This is a genomic window from Streptomyces sp. 3214.6 (genome assembly GCF_900129855.1).
GTDB classification, from domain to species: Bacteria; Actinomycetota; Actinomycetes; order Streptomycetales; family Streptomycetaceae; genus Streptomyces; species Streptomyces soliscabiei.
Genome location: NZ_LT670819.1, coordinates 8,457,108 through 8,474,469 on the forward strand (window position 1 = coordinate 8,457,108; position 17,362 = coordinate 8,474,469).

Consider the following 17,362-nt stretch of genomic DNA (forward strand, 5'->3'; position numbering starts at 1 on the left):
CGACTCCTGGGGTGACGCCTTGGGCTGTCTCCGGCGGTTCGAGAGTCAGTGCCCCTTGCGGCCGGGGCCCTTCGCCGCCGGGTCGGTTCCGGGGCTGCGGTGTGAATGGCTTCGGTGTCCGGTGTGCGGGGCGTCGCCCCAGCAGTCGGGGGGTCCGCCTGGCCCGGGGTCCGGGGCACCGTCCCCGCCGGGCTGCGGCGGGTTGGGGTTCGGGTCCGGTGTCACGGGTGTGGGCGCCGGGGGCTCCGAGGCTTTTGGGGTGCCGTGGTCGGTCGGGGGCGAGTCGACCGGGCGAGGGGGCTCCTCGGTCGTCGCGTCACCAGGGGCCGGCGTGGGACTGTCGGCGGGGGGCGGCTGCGGCGCATCCGTTCCGGCGGTGGCCGTGGGCGCGGTGGGCGTGGCCGTGTCGGCTGTTCGTGCGGGGGGTGTTTCCCGGATGTCGGCCGCCTGCGCGAGGGGGCCGACGTCCTCGGGGGCTTCGGCCCGGACGGGGGCCTGCGAAGGCGGCGCTTCGGTCGCCTCGGTCATCGGCGCCCCGTCCGCCGGGACCTGGACCGTGGGCGCCTCGGCCACCGGAGTGCGCCGTACCGGCGCCGTGGCGGAGTCGGACCAGCCGAGCACGAGACAGACCGCGGCGGCGCCCGCCACGAGCGCGCCGGCCGTCGCCGCCAGGGGCGCCTTCGCGCCGCCGACCGTGGCATGACGCACCCCGTGCAGCACCCCGGTCCCGAGCCCGCCCGCCGCACCGGCGGACCCGGCCGCGAAGGCCAGGAGGAACTTGCCCGTGCCGCCCAGCGCGAGGACCAGCAGGGCCGGGCCGACCAGGGCGGGCAGCCGGTCGTTGGCCTGCATCAGCGAGGCGAGCAGCCCGCGGCAGTCGTCGCACGCGTCCACGTGGCCGAGCAGTCGCTCCTGCTGGCGTGCGGTCGCGGCGCCGCGGACGTACGCGGGCATCCGGGCCCAGTGGACCTGGCACGCGGGGTCCTCGGGGGCTCCGGTCTGGGCCCGCAGGAACGCCTGCCGCATGCCTTCCCGAGCCCGGTGGAGCAGGACGGCCGTCGCCCCCTCCTTGGTGCCGAGCTGCGGCCCGATCGCAGCCAGCGGCTGGCCCTCGGCCTCCGCCAGCCACAGTGCCTTCACCCAGCGTTCGGGCAACTGCCCGAGCACCCGCACCACCAGATCGACGCCGGCCACCCGCTCGGCCGGGTCCTCGCCGTGCCTGCCCGGCTCGGCCCGCTCCTCGGTCCGCGGATCCCGGGGCGTCTCGTGCGTCGCGCTCCCGGAAGCCATCGCGAGGTGCCGCACCGTCGTCCTGAGGTACGCCGGCACGTTGTCGATCTCGTGCCCCGCGGACAGCCGCCGCCACACGCGGAAGTGCGCCTCGGCGACGAGGTCCTCGGCGGTCCACGCGTTCCTGGTGAGCGAGCGGGCGTACGCGACGAGACGCGGCTGCTGTTCCTCGTAGACGCGGGCATACGCGGCGGTGGCGGAGGACGACGATGCGGGCACGGCAGTGGACCTGTCGGTCATGGAGGAACGCTCCGGTTGCCTGCTGAGGGGCGGAAGGATTTGTCAGCCTAGATGGCAAAACTTTCAACCAAAGTTGCGGGCGGATGGAGGATGTGACTCACATCACCGTCAGCCCAGGATGGCGTGATAGACGCTGCGTAGCCCTTTGCTCACGTCCACGCCCAGTTCCTCGGCCAGGTTGGACCGCGTGCGCTCATAGATGTGCAGGGCGTCGGCCCGTCGGCCCGAATGGTCCAGGGCGACCATGTAGTAGCTCGCCAGGTCTTCCCGCAGCGGGTAGCGGCGCACATCGTCCCCCAGGGATTCGGTGACGGAGCGGTAGTCGCCCAGTTTGAGGCGGCAGTTCGCCATTCCCGCCACCGCCGCCAGCCGCAACTCCTCCAGCCGGGCGGCCTCCTGCGTCGCGAATTCGTAGTGGAGCAGGTCTCCGTACGGTACGCCGCGCCAGAGCTCCAGGGCCTGCCGGAAGCTTTCTGCAGCTTCTTCGAGTAGGCCTTCGCCGGGCAGCCTCCGGCCCTTTTCGACGAGTTTCTCGAAGCGCTGGGTATTGATCTGGCCGGCGTCGATCCTCAGCGAATAACCGGTTGAGCAGTATTCGACGCGGGGTGTCCGGCCGGAATTGTTGGAAGTGTTCCCGGTGAGTGATTTGCGTAATCTGGAAACATGCGCCTGAATGCTGGCCTTCACGCGTGACGGTGCATGTTGCCCCCAGATCGACTCTATGATCGTATCCATTCTCACCGCCTGGTTCGCGGAGATGGTGAGTAGGGCGAGAAGGGCTCGTTGTTGGGGACTTCCCAGGTTGACGTCGCGTGAATCAACCATTACCGAGAAGCGGCCGAACGGGTTGATGTCGAGTTCCTGTTCTCTGTCCAGGTCCGGCCTGTCCGCGGAGATGACCATCGGCCTCATGACGCCTCCCGTGCGATCCGATCACCCTGACTACCTGCCCTGATGTTGTCGCACTCGGGCGGTTGAAGTGTCAAGGGGGCCTTCTCCGGTACCGTCTACTTTTTACCAGTCAAAGAAATTTTGTATCGTTGTTATAAGTTTCAACAGCGGTCGTTGGCGCGTTTTTGTAACGATGGATTTCGGCCGCACTTCTGAAGTCTGTCCGGAAACGAGCAGCAGGCCTGGTTGCGTCCGATCCTGTCGGCCGGGCGCAACCAGGCCTGCGTGACCACTACCGGATGTCAGGCCACGACGGCAAGCACGTCGATCTCCACCAGCATTCCCGGCGGCAGCCCCACGAAGACGGTGGTGCGGCACGGGAAGGGCTCGCCGAGGAACTTGGCGTACACCTCGTTCATCGGGGCGAAGTCGGCTGCCTCCGTAATGTAGATACGCGCCGTGACCACGTCGGCGAAGGACGCGCCCGCGTTCTTGAGGATGGACTCCAGGTTGGCCAGCGTCTGGCGGGTCTGCTCGGCGACCCCGCCCCCGACCAGTTTGCCCGTCTCCGGGTCGAGCCCGACCTGGCCCGAGACGGAGAGAATGTTGCCCCTGCGGATGGCCTGGGAGTAGGGCCCGACCGGCGTCGGAGCGGACTTCGTCGTGTACACCGTGGATTCCATGGTTCTCCTTCGAGAGGACTGGGCTCCTGACTGGGCTCCCCACGACGGTGGCAGCGGTGCCTTGTGATCACCTGGTCTTCCGTTGTCGTCCGCGCACCGGACCGGCCCCGGCACGGTCCAGCGCGACGCAAGGGGCGCCTGGCACAGTCGGCGGCCGTCAGCCGGACCGCGGGCGCAGCGTCGGCGGGCCGGGCCAGCGACGCCGAAACGAGGTGCCAGGCGATGGAATCAGGAGTGACCTCCGCCGCGGGGGAGGTCCGAGAGGCCGCGGCCGTTGTGGCTCTGACGAGTGAGGACGACGTCCGGGCGGCGGCGCGCCGACTGTCCGGGCAGGTGCTGCGCACCCCGCTGCTGCCGTGCGAGGCACTCTCCCGCGAACTGGGCTGCCGTGTGCTCCTCAAGGCGGAGAACCTTCAGCACACCGGGAGTTTCAAGGCCAGGGGCGCCCTGAACGCCTTGCTCGCCCGGCGGGAGCGAGGGCTCGCCCTCGACGGGGTCGTGACCTTCTCCGCGGGCAACCACGGCGCCGCCCTCGCCTTCGCGGGGCGACGGCTCGGCGCCGCCGTCACCGTGTTCATGCCGCCGCGGGCGGTGCCGGCCAAGGTCGAGGCGATACGGCGCCACGGGGGCCGTCCCGTGCTCACGGAGGACTTCGTGGGCGCCGCCCGCGAGTTCGCCGAGCGCGGTGAACTGCCGCTGCTCCATCCGTTCGACGATCTCGACGTGATCGCCGGACAGGGCACGGTCGGACTGGAGATCCTGGAGGACGCCGACTGGGTCGACACCCTGGTGGTGCCGATCGGCGGCGGCGGTCTCGTCAGCGGGCTCGGCGCGACCGTCGCCGCGCTGTCTCCGGCCACGCACGTCGTCGGCGTGGAGCCGGCCCTCGCCGCCACCCTCGCGCACGCCGTGCGGACCGGGGCGCCGGCAGCGCTGGAGACCCCGCCCGCCTCCCTCGCGGACGGCCTCAACGCGCCCTTCGCGGGCGTGCACACCTACGCGCACGTCCGGCGGCAGGTGCACCACCTGGTCCAGGTGGGCGAGGACGACATCCGGGCCGCGTGGGCCTTCCTGGTGCGGGAGACGAGGCTGCTGGTGGAGCCGTCGGCCGCGGTGGGACTGGCGGCCCTGCGGGCGGGGGCGGTCACCGTCCCTGCGGGCGGCACGGTGGTGCTGGTGATCTCCGGCGGCAACGCCGACCTCGGGGCGCTCGCGGCGGTCGTACCCGTCTCCTGATCAGGGCGTGCCGATGCCGTTCCCCCGGCCCCGGGGGAACGGCATCGGCACGCCCTGATCAGCCCGGCAGCGAGCCGCCGGTGGCGAAGTCCCCCCGCAGGAAGAGCAGGGGAGCGCCCCGCCGCTGCACCGCCAGGTGGCGCACCAGCCCGGTGACGAACCAGTGGTCACCCGCCGGGCTCTCCCCGGCCATCTCGCAGTCGATCCAGGCGAGCGCCCCGGTGACGACCGGTGAGCCGGACGGCGCCAGCCGGTGGGGCAGATCCCAACGGGCCGGGTCCCTGGCGACGAACGCCCGGCAGACATGCCGCTGGTCCGCCGCCAGCACACTGACGCAGAAGCGGCCCGCGGCCCGGATGAGCGGCCAGCTGCTGGAGGTGAGGGAGGGCAGGAAGCCGACGAGCGGCGGGTTCAGCGAGACCGACGTGAACGTGCCGACGATCATCGCGGGCGGAGGGCCCCCGGCATCGCCCTGCGGGGCGGTGACGAGCACCACCCCCGTCGGGTAGTGCCCGAGAACCGAGCGGAACAGCGCGGTGCCCGCGGAGCCCAGCGGGCGAGCGCCGACGGCGCGCTGCACGGGACGCGCACCTCAGGGAGCGGTCACGGGCTCGAGGGCGCCGGCGAAGGCCACTCCCGGGAAGGAGAGCGCGAGTTCGGCGACGTCGCCCGTCACGGACTCGACGCTCTCGCCCCGCAGGAGCAGCCGCGCCAGAAGCTCCGCGACCGCGCTCATGTCCTGTTCCCGCATGCCCCAGCGGGTCAGTTCCTGGGTGCCGAGCCGCAGCCCCGGCTGCGCGTTGCTGGGGAGCACGACCGTGGTGGTGCGGATGGCGGCGGCGGTCAGGGTACGCCCCCACTCATGGGGAGTGTTCCCCTCGGGGAACTGGACCCAGACCTGGTGGGTGTCCGTGTGGCCGAAGGAGGCGCCGGCGACGTCGAAGCCGCGGCCGGCGAGCTCACGGCCCAGGGCACGCGCGTTCGCGATCACCTGCTGCGCGTACGCCGCCCGGTGCGGGAGGAGTTCCTCCAGGGTGACGGCCAGCGCTCCGACGTTGGCCGAGTGCGAACTCGACGCCGTGTACGGGATCCGGGCGGCGACCTTGTCCGCCATGGTGTCGCTGTTGGTGACCAGCAGCCCCTTCTGCGGCCCGGGGAGCGTCTTGTGGGTACTGCCGGAGATGCTGTCGAAGCCGCCGTCCAGCACCAGCGTCTGCGGGGCCACGGGCAGCAGCCCGAGCAGATGCGAGGCGTCGAGGCAGATCAGCGCGTCGGGGGCCGCCGCGCGCAGCGCCCGGGCGTCCGGGAACCGCAGCGTGCTGGAGGCGTCGAGGTAGATCAGGTCCACCGGCCTCTCGGCCACCCGCACGGCGAGCTTGGCGTAGTCGATCTCCATCGCCGCCCGGTCGAACGGCAGGAACTCGCGCTCGTAGCCGTACCCCGCGCAGATGGTGTCCGTGGCGTAGTGGCCGCCGTCCTCGGGAGCCAGCAGCATGACCCGGTCCCCGGGCCGGGCGACGGCGGTGATGACGGTGTGCATGGTGTGCAGTCCGGAGAGGAAGTTCACGAAGCCGTGCCGGGCGCCGTAGAAGCGCTTCGTCAGCTCGACGCAGTACTCGTACACGTCGTTGAGACCGGTCACGTCCCCGTACACGGCCACGGGAGTCTCGGAGTACGGGTAGCGGTTGTTGGCGTCGGTGGCCAGTGCCTCCAGGGCACGCGGCGACAGACGGTTCTCGATCGGGAAGAGATTGAGGCTGGGCTTCTGCCGGAGCGTTGCGAGGACGTCCATGGGTTCTCCTTCGCGCAGTGAAAGGGACGGTGCGGTCAGCGGCCGGAGGCGTCCAGCCACGGGTAGCGGGCGGTGTCCTGTCCGGCGTAGTCCGGATCGAGATAGATGAAGGCCCGGTGGATGAGGGCGTCACGGACCTCGAAGACCCCGCACCACCGGCCGGCGCCCCACTCGGGCAGACCGACCCGCCAGGGCCCGTCGCGGTGCTCCCCGTGGGTGGTGCCCTCCACGGCGAGGACGTCCCCACCGGTCTGGATCCAGTTGAACGACCAGAAGTGATGGGTGGCCGACTTCACCGTCGCGCCGAGGTCGCCGAAGAGCGTGGCGATCTGTGCCTTGCCCTTCGCCAGACCCCACTTGGGGAAGAAGAACTGGGCGTCCTCGGCGAAGTAGTCGAGAACTCCCTTTCCGTCGCTGCCGGTTCCGCCGTTGTCGAAGGCCTTCAGATAGGCGGTGACCAGTGCCTTGCGCTGTTCGTCGGCCGAGGCGGCCGAGGCGGCCGGGATGCCGGGCATGGCTGTGCTCCTTCTGTCGCGGGGGGGGGCGGGGGTTCAGAGCCAGTTGGGGGCGATCTCGGTCGCCCACAGCTCCAGGCTGCGCATCTGCATCTCGTGCGGAATGAGCCCGGAGTACTGGCACTGGAGCAGGTATTCGGGGCTGTGCCGGGCGACGAGCTTCTCGATGCGCCGGTTGATGTCGTCCGGCGTGCCCACCCACTCCAGGCCCCGCTCGAAGAGGGTGTCGTAGTCGGCGCCGATCGGACCGGTCTCCCCGGTGCGCCGCAGCGCCTCGGTGAACCCCATGGGGCCGAACCAGTTCTCGAAGATGAAACCGCCCCCGCGGCGCGCCCAGTAGTGCGCCTGGTCGGCGTCCCGGGACACCAGCACATCGCGCATCACGCCGACGCTCTGCCCCTTCGTCAGCGCCCCGCGGCCCGCCGCCTCGGCCTCCTCGGCGTAGAGGTCGAGCAGCCGGTCCACCACGTCGTCGTTGGTGTGCATGACGATCGGGACGATGCCCTCCCGGGCGCAGAACCGGAAGGTGTCCTCACTGAAGCTGAACGGCTGGAACACCGGCGGATACGGTTTCTGAAACGGCTTGGGGGCGATGCCCACCTCGGTGATCCGCCCCGTCTCGTCCTGACCGCGGCCGAAGCGTCGTACGGCGTCGTACGGAAACTCCAGGTCCTTCGGCGGAATGGTCCACTGTTCGCCCTCGTGCGTGAACGTCTCGTTGGTCCAGGCTTTCTTGAGGATGTCCCAGTGCTCCTCGAAGAGCCGGCGGTTTCGCCGGTCGTTCTCGGTGCTGTCCGACAGGGTGCCGCCCACCCCGTAGACCTGGCCCATGATCTCGGCCCAGCGTTTCTGGAAGCCGCGCGCGATTCCGACGAACGTGCGGCCTCTGGTCATGTGGTCCAGCATCGCCAGATCCTCGGCGAGCCGGATCGGATTGTGGAAGGGCAGCACGTTCGCCATCTGCCCGACGCGGATGTTCCTGGTCTGCATGGCCACGTACAGACCGAGCATGACCGGATTGTTGGAGACCTCGAAGCCCTCGATGTGGAAGTGGTGTTCGGTGAAGGAGACACCCCAGTAACCCATCTCGTCGGCGGCCCGCGCCTGATGAGTGAGCTGCCAGAGCATGTTCTGGTAGTTCGCCGGGTTCGTGCCCGACATGCCTGCCGTGATCTGGCTGTGGCTGCCGACGCTGGGCAGGTAGAAAAGCAGGGATTTCACAGCGTTACCTCCTCGACCCGCGATGCCGCTGGGCGGAACAGACCGTCGCACGCCGACTTTGCGAGGGGCTTGATTCACGGCATGTGCGCGGCACCCGACCACCGAAAGCGGCTCGTCCAACTGCGGGCAATCCGAGGCCCCCACACTGGCCCGGGCGGACTCCTGGCGTTCACCGCACTGCATTCCGCCCGCGACCCGTATTCGCGAGTCCGGAGGTGTGTTTTTCCATGACCGCATCCATTGACGCCCCCCATCGCGGGCGCACCACCACCGCAGAACTCGTCCGCCAGGACCGGGAGCGGATCCTGCATCCGCTGCTGCCCGAAGGGCGCGACGACAGGACGGTCCTCGTCGGCGGCGACGGCTGCCGGGTGCGCGACGCGGACGGACGGGAGTACCTGGACGCGTCGGCGGTGCTCGGGCTGATGCAGGTCGGGCACGGGCGGCGGGAGATCGCCGAGGCGGCCGCGGCCCAGATGAGCGCGCTGGACTGCTTCCACACCTGGGGGACGATCACCAACGACAAGGCGATCGAGCTGGCGGTACGGCTGACCGATCTGGCGCCGGCCGGCCTGGACCGGGTCTTCTTCACCAGCGGCGGCGCCGAGGGCAACGAGATCGCCCTGCGCATGGCGCGGTACTACCACCACCGCCGGGGCGCGTCCGAGCGCACCTGGATCCTGTCCCGGCACAGCGCCTACCACGGCATCGGCTACGGCAGCGGCAGCCTGTCCGGATCACCGCTGTACCGCGAGGGCTTCGGCCCGGTCGTCCCCGACGTGCACTTCCTGACCCCGCCCCACCCCTACCAGCGGTCGCTGTACGACGGTGCGGACCCGACCGACTTCTGCGTCCGTGAGCTGGAGGCGGCGATCGAGCGGATCGGCGCCCACCGGATCGCGGCGATGATCGGCGAGCCCGTCATGGGGGGCTACGGAGCCGTCGTCCCGCCGCCCGACTACTGGCCGCGCGTGGCCGAGGTACTGCGCCGGCACGGCATCCTGCTGATCTTCGACGAGGTGGTGACCGCCTTCGGACGGACCGGTCGCTGGTTCGGGGCGGAGCACTTCGGCGTCGTGCCGGACGTGCTGGTGACCGCCAAGGGCATCACGTCCGGCTACGTCCCGCACGGCGCCGTGCTGGTGCGCGAGGAGGTCGCCGAGGTCATCGGACAGGGCGGCGGCTTCCCCATCGGCTACACCTACACCGGGCACCCCACGGCGTGCGCGGTGGCCCTCGCCAACCTCGACATCATCGAACGGGAGTCCCTGCTCGACAACGCCACCGCGGTCGGCGGCCACCTCGCGGCCGGGCTGAGCACCCTCCTGGACCTGCCGGCCGTGGGCGACGTACGGCAGATCGGCCTGATGCTCGCGGTGCAGCTGGTGTCCGACAAGGAGACCCGGGAGGACCTGCCCGGCGGCACGCTGCGGGTGGCCGACCGGCTGCGCGAGGACGCCGGGATCGTCGTCCGCAACAATCCGCACGCGCTGATCGTCGCCCCGCCGCTGGTCATCGACCGGGCCACCGCCGACGAACTCGTCGACGGCATGCGCTCGGTCCTGGAACGCCTCGGGACGGACGGGGTCGTCCACTGACCCACCACATGACCGCATGACCGCATGACCGCATGACCGCATGACCGCATGACCGCATGACCGCATGACCGCGCGCCGTGGCACCGGCGGCCCGAGAGGGCGGCACCGGCGCCACGGCGCGCGGTCATGTGCCCGCGACACGCCCGGTGACGTGCTCAGTTGCCGGTCATGGCCAGCATCTCCAGCCGGTAGCGCTCGCCGTGGACCGGTGTGCCGGCGATCACCGCGTCCACGGCGGCCAGTTCCGCCGGACCCAGCGGCAGAGCGGCCGCTACGACGTTGTCCGCGAGATGCGCCGGATCGCAGGTGCCGGGGACGGGGACGACATCGGGGCCGCGGTGCTGCACCCAGGCCAGGGCGAGTTGCGCAACGCTCACCCCCAACCCCTCGGCGACGGCGCCCAGCCGCCGCACCAGCGCCAGATTGCGCCCGAGGTTCGCGGCGGCGAAGCGCGGCTGGGCGCGCCGGAAGTCGTCGGCCGCCAGGTCGTCCGTTGAACGGATCGTCCCGGTGAGGAAACCGCGGCCCAGGGGGGCGTAGGCGACCAACCCGATCCCCAGCTCCCGGCAGGCCGGCACCACCTCGTCCTCGATGCCCCGCGACCACAGGCTCCACTCGCTCTGCACGGCGCTGACCGGACACACGGCGTCGGCACGCCGCACCGTGGCGGCCGAGGGCTCCGACAGACCGAAGTGGCGGACCTTGCCCTCCCGCACCAACTCGGCGACCGCCCCGGCCGTCTCCTCGACCGGCACCGACGGATCGATCCAGTGCTGGTAGTACAGGTCGATGCGGTCCGTGCGCAGCCGCCGCAAGGAGTCCTCGCAGGCCCTGCGGACGTACTCGGGCCGGCCACACAGCCCCAAAAACGCCCCGTCGGGCGACCGCAGCATGCCGAACTTCGTCGCGATCACCACCTCGTCACGCCGGTCCGCCAGCACCGCGCCCAGCAACTCCTCGCCCGCGCCGACGCCCTGGACGTCGGCCGTGTCGAACAGCGTCACCCCCGCGTCGAGCGCCGCCCGCAGCGTCCGGACGGCCGCCGCCCGATCCGGCCGCCCGTAGAAGGCAGTGGTGGGCAGGCAGCCGAACCCCTGGCAGCTCACCCGAAGGTCGCGCAGCTCACGCGACGGCAGAACGGACGTGGCACACATGGGCGGCCTCCTGGTACGTCGATGCCCGCGGGGGGTTCCCCTGAGCGGAGATGACAGCGGCCCGCGGTGGCGTCGCGCTGGACGGTCCACCGACCGCGGACCCCCCACATCCCTGCCCACCGGTGGCAAGCCGGAGATCAACCGGCCCGCAAGAGCCCTCGTCGACAGTGGTCGGCGACCCCTTCCCCCCAAGGAATCGAGGCTCACCGTGGCGAAGACAACGAAGTCGCAGACGGCAGTGAAGGCGACGAAGACCACCGCCGAGGTCATGCTGAAGCGGCTGCACGACTACGGCGTCGACCACGTCTTCGGCGTCGTCGGACGCGAGGCCGAGGCCATCCTCTTCGACGAGGTGGACGGCCTGGACTTCGTCCTCACCCGGCACGAGTTCACCGCCGGGGTGATGGCCGACGTGCTCGCCCGGCTCACCAACCGCCCCCAGGCCTGCTTCGCGACGCTCGGCCCCGGCATGACCAACCTGTCCACGGGCGTCGCCACCTCGGCGCTGGACCGCAGTTCGGTCATCGCGCTGGCCGCCCAGTCCGAGTCGTACGACTGCTTCCCCAACGTCACCCACCAGTGCGTCGACAGCGTCGCCGTCATGGCCCCGATGACGAAGTTCAGCGCCCAGCTCGAGCGCGGCGCGGACATCGTCTCCCTCGTCGACTCCGCCGTCCTCAACAGCACCACGGAACCCGTCGGGCCGAGCTTCATCAGCCTGCCCGTGGACCTGCTCGGCGCGGACGTCGACGGCGACCTGGGCGACTCGCCCCACATCGACGCCGGCAAGAAGGTGCTGATCGACCCCTCCTGGCAGGACAGCGTCCCGCGGATCGCCCGTCTGCTCGCCGAGGCCGAGCACCCGGTGCTGATCGTCGGCAGCGCCCTGATCCGCGCCGGCGCGGTCGACGCCCTGCGCGCGTTCGCCGAGCGGCTGCGCATCCCCGTCGTCACCACCTACACCGCCAAGGGCGTGCTGCCCCACGAGCACCCCCTCAACTACGGCGCCGTCAGCGGCTACATGGACGGCATCCTGGACTTCCCCGCCCTGGACCACATCTTCGGCCCCGCCGACCTCGTCATCGCCCTCGGCTACGACTACGCCGAGGACCTGCGCCCCTCCATGTGGACGCGCGGCAAGGACAAGACCGTCGTGCGCGTCTCCCCCTCCGTCAACCCCATCCCGGGCGTCTTCCGCCCCGACCTCGACGTGGTCGTCGACCCCGGGTTCCTCATCGAGGCCCTCGACAAGGCCACCGCCGGCGCCGGCGCCAAGACCCCGCACGACATCGAGCCGCTGCGCGCCAGGATCGCCGAGTTCCTCGCCGACGCGGAGCACTACGAGGACGGCATGCGGGTGCACCAGGTCATCGACTGCATGAACGCCGTCCTCGACAACGGGACGTTCGTCAGCGACATCGGCTTCTTCCGCCACTACGGAGTCCTGTTCGCCAAGGCCGACCAGCCCTACGGCTTCCTCACCTCCGCCGGCTGCAGCAGCTTCGGCTACGGTCTGCCCGCCGCGATGGCCGCCCAGATCGCCCGCCCCGACCAGCCCGTCTTCCTCATCGCGGGCGACGGCGGCTTCCACTCCAACAGCGCCGACCTGGAAACCGCGGTACGCCTCAACCTGCCGCTGGTCATGGTCGTGGTCAACAACGACCGCAACGGCCTCATCGAGCTGTACCAGAACAAGGGCCACAGCCGCTCGCACGCCCCGGCCGTGCGCTTCCAGAGCGTCGACTTCGTGCAGCTCGCCGAGGCCAACGGCTGCGACGCGGTGCGCGCCACCGACCGCGCCTCGCTGCTGGAGGCGCTGCGCAAGGGCGCCGAGCTGGGCCGGCCGTTCCTGATCGAGGTGCCGGTGGCCTACGACTTCCAGTCCGGCGGCTTCGACGCCCTCGACATCTGACCGCCATGCTGGGACCGAATCTCGTCTCGGGCTTCAGTGTCCGCGTCTCATGGGCGTCCGGCCCCGCGACGCCCACGGCACCGCAGTTCGCGACCCAGGGACACCACATACCTGTCGAGGCGGCGTACGCGGGGCGCATGCTGCGCGGCACGGCCGTCTGCCTCGGAACGCCGGCCGCCCTCGCCAGGGACGGCGCCACTCATCTGCTGCTGGGAGGTGAGATCTACAACCGGGAGGCGATCGCCGGGGCCGTCGGCAACGCCTTCCTGACCCACGGCAGCGACGCCGAACTCGTCCTGGCGGCCTGGCTGCACTGGGGCATCAGCGCCTTCCGGATCCTCAACGGCCGCTTCGCCGCGGTGATCCTCGACAGCGGCGGCCGAATCGTCCTCGCCACCGACCACGCCGGCTCCTTCCCGCTGTGGGTACGGGCGGACGAATACGGAGTCGACGTCTCCAGCGAGGCCAAGACCCTCGCCCGCGGCAAGAGCCTCGCCGTGGACGTGCCCGGGGCCCAGCTGATCCCGCGCGGCGCGGGCGTGCACCGGGTGCCCGCCGGCACCGCGCTGATCCTGGAGACCGTCCAGGGCGAGGTCCGTACCTCCTCCGTGGTGCGGACCTGGGCCCCGCCGCTGTCCCGGACGGCACCCGCCCCGGACGCCGCCGTGGCCAAAGTCCGCGAGCTGCTCGGCGAGGCCGTCCGCACCCGGCTGCGCGACGAAAGCGAGCCGACCGTGGTGCTGTCGGGAGGCATCGACTCCAGCGGGGTGGCCGCCCACGCGGTGGCGCACAGCGCACTCGTGCACACCGTGTCCATGGGCACCGACGTCTCCGACGAGTTCGAGGCCGCCGCGGCCGTGGCCGGCCACCTCGGCACCGACCACCAGGAGATCTCAGTCGACAGCGCGGACCTGGTGCGCGAACTGCCCTGGGCGGTCTGGGCGGCCGAGATCACCGACCACACCATCCTGGAGTACCTCCTTCCGCTGGTCGCCCTGTACCGGCGGCTGCCCCCCGGCCCCCGCCGGATCCTCACGGGCTACGGGGCCGACATCCCGCTCGGCGGCATGCACCGGCGCACCGAACGGCTGGACTTCCTGGACGCCGTCATCGCCCATGACATGGCCACCTTCGACGGGCTGAACGAGATGTCCCCCGTGGTGTCCGGGGTGGCGGGGATCTGGTCGACCCACCCCTACTGGGACCGGGATGTGCTCGACTGCCTCGTCACGCTCGACGCCGGGCTCAAACGCCGCTACGGCAGGGACAAGTGGGTCCTGCGGGAGTCGCTCACGGGCATGCTCCCGGACGCGACGCTGGCCCGGCCCAAACTCGGCATCCACGAGGGATCCGGTACCACCAGCGCCTGGACCGCGGAACTCCTCGGACGGGGCGTGCCCGAGGAGAAGGTCGAGGAGGCCAAGGCGGCGATGGCCCGCCGCATGCACGAGCTGATAGTGCTCGGTGGCGAACGGCCCGAGGACGTCTCCTTCGACGAGGTCCTGCTCTCCACCGAATCCGCACTGCGTCTGGAAAGGCGAACGGTGACATGAGCGACAGCACCGAGTTCGGCCTGCCCGAGGACCCGCAGCGGCCACGGGCCCAGGTACGCTCCGGCGTCTCACCCCGCTATGCGCAACTGGCCACGTTCATGCGGCTGCGCCACGACCCCGCCCCCGTCGGCCGGGACGTGGTGGTCGTCGGCGCCCCCTACGACGGCGGCACCAGCTACCGGCCGGGGGCACGCTTCGCCCCCCGGGCCATCCGGCACGAGTCGTGCCTCATCCACGGCACGGGCATCGACCGCGGCCCGAACGTCTTCGAGCTCATCGACGTCGTGGACGGCGGCGACATCGACCTCAGTCCGTTCTCCATGGACCTCGCCATGGAGACCGCCACCGAGGCGCTCACCTCCCTGCTGGCCGACAACGCCGCCTTCCTGATGCTCGGCGGCGACCACTCCCTGTCGCTGGCGGCCCTGCGGGCGGTACGGCGCAAGCACGGCAAGGTCGCCGTACTGCACCTGGACGCGCACAGCGACACCAACCCGCCCGTGTACGGCGGCACCTACCACCACGGCACCCCGTTCCGCTGGGCCATCGAGGAAGGCCTGATCGAGCCGGGACACATGGTGCAGCTCGGCATCCGGGGCCACAACCCGAGGCCGGACTCGCTGGACTACGCCCGCGGCCACGGCGTACGCGTCATCACCGCCCAGGAGTGCGCGGACCGGCCGCTCGCGGACGTCGCCGGCGAGATCCGCGACGTCGTGGGCGGCCTGCCGCTGTACGTGTCGGTCGACATCGACGTCGTCGACCCCGCCCACGCCCCCGGCACCGGCACCCCCGCCCCCGGCGGACTGTCCTCACGGGAGGTGCTGTCACTGCTCTCCCTCGTCGGCGACCTCAACCCGGTCGGCTTCGACGTCGTCGAGGTCTCGCCGACCTACGACCACTCCGGCATCACCGCACTCCTCGCCGCCGAGATCGGCGCCGAACTGCTCTACCAGTACGCCCGCGGCACGGGCCGGACCCGAACGCCGGCACCGCCGCGCACCGAAGCGGAACCGAAGTCGGAAGGAAGCACCATGTCCCTGCCCGTCCCCTCCGTCGTGCGCCTGGACGACGACGCCGACCACCTGCGCGCCCTGCGCGCCCGACTGCCCCGCGTGCCGCGCCTGGACCTCTCCGGGTTCTTCGCCACCGCGGCGGAAGTGGCCCAGGAGCTTCCGCCGGAGCTGCGCAGGGCGCTGCGCGACTTCCGGCGCGAGGGCAACACCGAGGGCTATCTACTGCTGACCGGGCTGCCCGTCGAGGAGAGCGAGCTGCCCACCACGCCCACCAGCACCCCCGCTCCCGTGCAGCGCCCCCTGCTCGCCATGGAGGCCTGGCTGGCCCTGGTCGGCCGTGAGCTCGGTCTGCCCACCGGATACCAGGAGCTGCGCGAGGGGACCGTCCTGCAGGACGTCTATCCGTCGCCGAACGCCCACTACCTCTCGTCCGAGACCTCCGAGACGCTGCTGGAGTTCCACACCGAGATGGCGTACCACCGCCACCAGCCGCACTTCGTGATGCTCGCCTGCTCGCGGGCCGACCACGAGCGCAAGGCGGCCACGCTGGTCGGCTCCGTGCGCAAGGCGCTGACGCTCGTCGACGACAGTGTGCGCGAGGCGCTCCACCGCAAGCCGATGCGCTGCCACGTCGACATGGCCTTCCGGCCGGCCCCCGACGCGGACCCGGTCTACTCGGTCGCGGTCCTGGACGGCCCGCGCGAGGACCCCCTGCTGGCCTACGACCGTGAACTCCTCGACCCCGTCGACCTGCCCGCCAAGCAGGCCCTCGCCACCCTGTCGGACGCGCTCGACGAGGTGACCGAGCCGGTGCTGCTCAAGCCCGGCGACCTGCTCATCGTCGACAACTACCGGACCACCCACGCACGGACGCCGTTCACTCCTCGGTGGGACGGCAAGGACCGGTGGCTGCACCGCATGTACATCCGGGTGCCGGAGCGGATGGACGGCACCGCCGAACCGGGTGACGTGGTCGGCTTCGTCGGTCGCTGAGCCCCGACCCGACGGGACCGGTCGCGCTCGCGGTCGGTCCCGTCGGCGTAGCATCGTTTCCCCAGCTCAGACCTGATCAGAGAGGACCGGCACGAGGATGACCGTGTCTTTACCGCAAGGGTTTCGCACACACACCGGGAACTGTGGGATCCGTGACGACCGCGACGACTTCCTGGTGGTCGCCTCGGACGTGCCGGCGAACCTGAGCGCGGTGTTCACCCGATCCCGCTTCGCCGGCCCGAGCGTCGTGCTCAGCCGGGAGACGGCCGCGGTCGGCACCGGCCGGGCGATCGTCGCCCTGTCCGGGAACGCCAACGTGGCGACGGGCGAGGACGGCCTGCGCGACGCGGGAGCCGTCCGCGCGGCCGTGGCCGGCGTCCTCGGCGCCGCCGAGAAGGAGGTGCTCATCGCCTCCACGGGTCTCATCGGACAGCGCTACCCGATGGCCTCCGTCCGGGCGCATCTCGACGCGCTGCGGGCGCCGTTCGAGGGCGCGGACTTCACCGCCGCGGCGCGGGCCATCATGACCACCGACACCCGGCCGAAGACCCGCTCGGCCCGGTGCGGGGCGGCGACCGTGGTGGGTCTCGCCAAGGGCGTCGGCATGATGGAACCGAACATGGCGACGCTGCTCACGTTCTTCTTCACCGACGCCGGGATTCCGTCCGCGGACCTCGACGCGCTCTTCCGCCGCGTCGTCGACCGCACCTTCAACGCGCTGAGCATCGACACCGACACCTCCACCAGCGACACCGCGGCGGTGCTCGCGAACGGTCTGGCCGGACCGGTGGACCTGGTGGAGTTCGAGCGGATCCTCGGCGAACTCGCCCTGGACCTGGTCAAGGACATCGCCCGGGACGGCGAGGGCGCCACCAAGCTGATCGAGGTGGAGGTCACCGGGGCGCGCGACGCCGAGCAGGCCAAACGGGTGGGCAAGGTCGTCGTCAACTCGCCCCTGGTGAAGACCGCCGTGCACGGCGCCGACCCCAACTGGGGGCGGGTGGCCATGGCCGTCGGCAAGTGCGAGGACGACACCGACATCGACCCGGGCCGCGTCACGATCGGCTTCGGGGACGTGGAGGTGTATCCGGCGCCGCCGGACGAGGACCGCCTCTCCCGGGTGGCCGCCCACCTCAAGGGCGACGAGGTGCTCATCCGGGTCGGTCTGGGCATCGCCGACGGCGCCTTCCGCGTGTACGGATGCGACCTGACGGAAGGGTATGTGCGCCTGAACGCGGACTACTCGACCTGACGGTGCCGCGCGGTCC

At 71.1% G+C, this 17,362-nt stretch carries 14 protein-coding genes and 1 pseudogene; 7 read left to right on the plus strand and 8 right to left on the minus strand.

Annotated elements, in window-relative coordinates; all coding sequences use genetic code 11:
• Positions 1 to 45: 45 nt before the first annotated feature.
• The 3 genes from B5557_RS38290 to B5557_RS38300 form a co-directional block, all read right to left on the minus strand.
• Positions 46 to 1,530, minus strand: coding sequence for a sigma-70 family RNA polymerase sigma factor (locus B5557_RS38290; protein ID WP_079663788.1), 1,485 nt, complete (start codon positions 1,528 to 1,530; stop codon positions 46 to 48).
• A gap of 108 nt (positions 1,531 to 1,638) precedes the next feature.
• Positions 1,639 to 2,433, minus strand: a complete 795-nt coding sequence (locus B5557_RS38295) for an AfsR/SARP family transcriptional regulator (RefSeq protein WP_159424470.1) — start codon at positions 2,431 to 2,433, stop codon at positions 1,639 to 1,641.
• Between the two features lie 290 nt (positions 2,434 to 2,723).
• A complete protein-coding gene (locus tag B5557_RS38300; RefSeq protein ID WP_079663790.1) occupies positions 2,724 to 3,104 on the minus strand; it encodes a RidA family protein in 381 nt (126 codons plus the stop codon).
• A 222-nt stretch (positions 3,105 to 3,326) separates the two neighbouring features.
• On the opposite strand from B5557_RS38300, the gene B5557_RS38305 reads away from it, so the two are divergent.
• Positions 3,327 to 4,340, plus strand: coding sequence for a threonine ammonia-lyase (locus tag B5557_RS38305; RefSeq protein ID WP_197697268.1), 1,014 nt, complete (start codon positions 3,327 to 3,329; stop codon positions 4,338 to 4,340).
• A 58-nt stretch (positions 4,341 to 4,398) separates the two neighbouring features.
• Here B5557_RS38305 and B5557_RS38310 read toward each other — a convergent pair whose 3' ends face one another.
• Genes B5557_RS38310 through B5557_RS38325 form a run of 4 tightly spaced genes read right to left on the minus strand, consistent with a single transcriptional unit; the run spans position 4,399 to position 7,868 of the window.
• Entirely contained in the window at positions 4,399 to 4,920 is a 522-nt protein-coding gene (locus B5557_RS38310; protein ID WP_197697269.1) for a flavin reductase family protein, read from the minus strand.
• 12 nt (positions 4,921 to 4,932) lie between these two features.
• Complete coding sequence (locus B5557_RS38315; protein WP_079663791.1) at positions 4,933 to 6,132, minus strand: serine hydroxymethyltransferase; 1,200 nt, start codon at positions 6,130 to 6,132, stop codon at positions 4,933 to 4,935.
• 35 nt (positions 6,133 to 6,167) lie between these two features.
• Complete coding sequence (locus tag B5557_RS38320) at positions 6,168 to 6,647, minus strand: nuclear transport factor 2 family protein (RefSeq protein WP_079663792.1); 480 nt, start codon at positions 6,645 to 6,647, stop codon at positions 6,168 to 6,170.
• A gap of 36 nt (positions 6,648 to 6,683) precedes the next feature.
• Positions 6,684 to 7,868, minus strand: a complete 1,185-nt coding sequence (locus B5557_RS38325) for an LLM class flavin-dependent oxidoreductase (RefSeq protein WP_079663793.1) — start codon at positions 7,866 to 7,868, stop codon at positions 6,684 to 6,686.
• A gap of 227 nt (positions 7,869 to 8,095) precedes the next feature.
• Here B5557_RS38325 and B5557_RS38330 point away from each other — a divergent pair, with 227 nt between their 5' ends.
• Positions 8,096 to 9,466 (plus strand): aminotransferase family protein, encoded by a 1,371-nt coding sequence (locus B5557_RS38330; protein ID WP_079663794.1) that lies wholly within the window; start codon positions 8,096 to 8,098, stop codon positions 9,464 to 9,466.
• A 155-nt stretch (positions 9,467 to 9,621) separates the two neighbouring features.
• Here the strand turns inward: B5557_RS38330 and B5557_RS38335 are convergent, their stop codons facing one another.
• Positions 9,622 to 10,620, minus strand: coding sequence for an aldo/keto reductase (locus B5557_RS38335; RefSeq protein WP_079663795.1), 999 nt, complete (start codon positions 10,618 to 10,620; stop codon positions 9,622 to 9,624).
• A gap of 268 nt (positions 10,621 to 10,888) precedes the next feature.
• On the opposite strand from B5557_RS38335, the gene B5557_RS38340 reads away from it, so the two are divergent.
• The 5 genes and pseudogenes from B5557_RS38340 to argJ all read left to right on the plus strand — a co-directional run bounded on the left by B5557_RS38340 (position 10,889) and on the right by argJ (position 17,346).
• Positions 10,889 to 12,532: a thiamine pyrophosphate-binding protein gene (locus tag B5557_RS38340; RefSeq protein ID WP_079665222.1), complete on the plus strand. Its 1,644-nt coding sequence runs from the start codon at positions 10,889 to 10,891 to the stop codon at positions 12,530 to 12,532.
• A gap of 5 nt (positions 12,533 to 12,537) precedes the next feature.
• Positions 12,538 to 14,085, plus strand: coding sequence for an asparagine synthase-related protein (locus B5557_RS38345; RefSeq protein WP_079663796.1), 1,548 nt, complete (start codon positions 12,538 to 12,540; stop codon positions 14,083 to 14,085).
• A pseudogene (gene speB, locus B5557_RS38350) lies at positions 14,082 to 15,050 on the plus strand (agmatinase); the annotation flags it as partial. The gene B5557_RS38345 and the pseudogene speB, both read left to right, overlap by 4 nt.
• A gap of 69 nt (positions 15,051 to 15,119) precedes the next feature.
• Positions 15,120 to 16,094: a clavaminate synthase Cs1 gene (gene cs1, locus B5557_RS38355; RefSeq protein WP_079665223.1), complete on the plus strand. Its 975-nt coding sequence runs from the start codon at positions 15,120 to 15,122 to the stop codon at positions 16,092 to 16,094.
• Between the two features lie 97 nt (positions 16,095 to 16,191).
• Complete coding sequence (argJ, locus tag B5557_RS38360; protein WP_079663797.1) at positions 16,192 to 17,346, plus strand: bifunctional glutamate N-acetyltransferase/amino-acid acetyltransferase ArgJ; 1,155 nt, start codon at positions 16,192 to 16,194, stop codon at positions 17,344 to 17,346.
• Positions 17,347 to 17,362: the final 16 nt, after the last annotated feature.

What these genes read in the sequence shown, in the direction of transcription:
- B5557_RS38290 (WP_079663788.1), bottom strand. Translation starts at nt 1,530, where the DNA reads ATGACCGACAGGTCCACTGCCGTGCCCGCATCGTCGTCCTCCGCCACC.
- B5557_RS38295 (WP_159424470.1), bottom strand. Translation starts at nt 2,433, where the DNA reads ATGGTCATCTCCGCGGACAGGCCGGACCTGGACAGAGAACAGGAACTC.
- B5557_RS38300 (WP_079663790.1), bottom strand. Translation starts at nt 3,104, where the DNA reads ATGGAATCCACGGTGTACACGACGAAGTCCGCTCCGACGCCGGTCGGG.
- B5557_RS38305 (WP_197697268.1), top strand. Translation starts at nt 3,327, where the DNA reads ATGGAATCAGGAGTGACCTCCGCCGCGGGGGAGGTCCGAGAGGCCGCG.
- B5557_RS38315 (WP_079663791.1), bottom strand. Translation starts at nt 6,132, where the DNA reads ATGGACGTCCTCGCAACGCTCCGGCAGAAGCCCAGCCTCAATCTCTTC.
- B5557_RS38320 (WP_079663792.1), bottom strand. Translation starts at nt 6,647, where the DNA reads ATGCCCGGCATCCCGGCCGCCTCGGCCGCCTCGGCCGACGAACAGCGC.
- B5557_RS38330 (WP_079663794.1), top strand. Translation starts at nt 8,096, where the DNA reads ATGACCGCATCCATTGACGCCCCCCATCGCGGGCGCACCACCACCGCA.
- B5557_RS38335 (WP_079663795.1), bottom strand. Translation starts at nt 10,620, where the DNA reads ATGTGTGCCACGTCCGTTCTGCCGTCGCGTGAGCTGCGCGACCTTCGG.
- B5557_RS38340 (WP_079665222.1), top strand. Translation starts at nt 10,889, where the DNA reads ATGCTGAAGCGGCTGCACGACTACGGCGTCGACCACGTCTTCGGCGTC.
- B5557_RS38345 (WP_079663796.1), top strand. Translation starts at nt 12,538, where the DNA reads ATGCTGGGACCGAATCTCGTCTCGGGCTTCAGTGTCCGCGTCTCATGG.
- cs1 (WP_079665223.1), top strand. Translation starts at nt 15,120, where the DNA reads ATGTCCCTGCCCGTCCCCTCCGTCGTGCGCCTGGACGACGACGCCGAC.
- argJ (WP_079663797.1), top strand. Translation starts at nt 16,192, where the DNA reads ATGACCGTGTCTTTACCGCAAGGGTTTCGCACACACACCGGGAACTGT.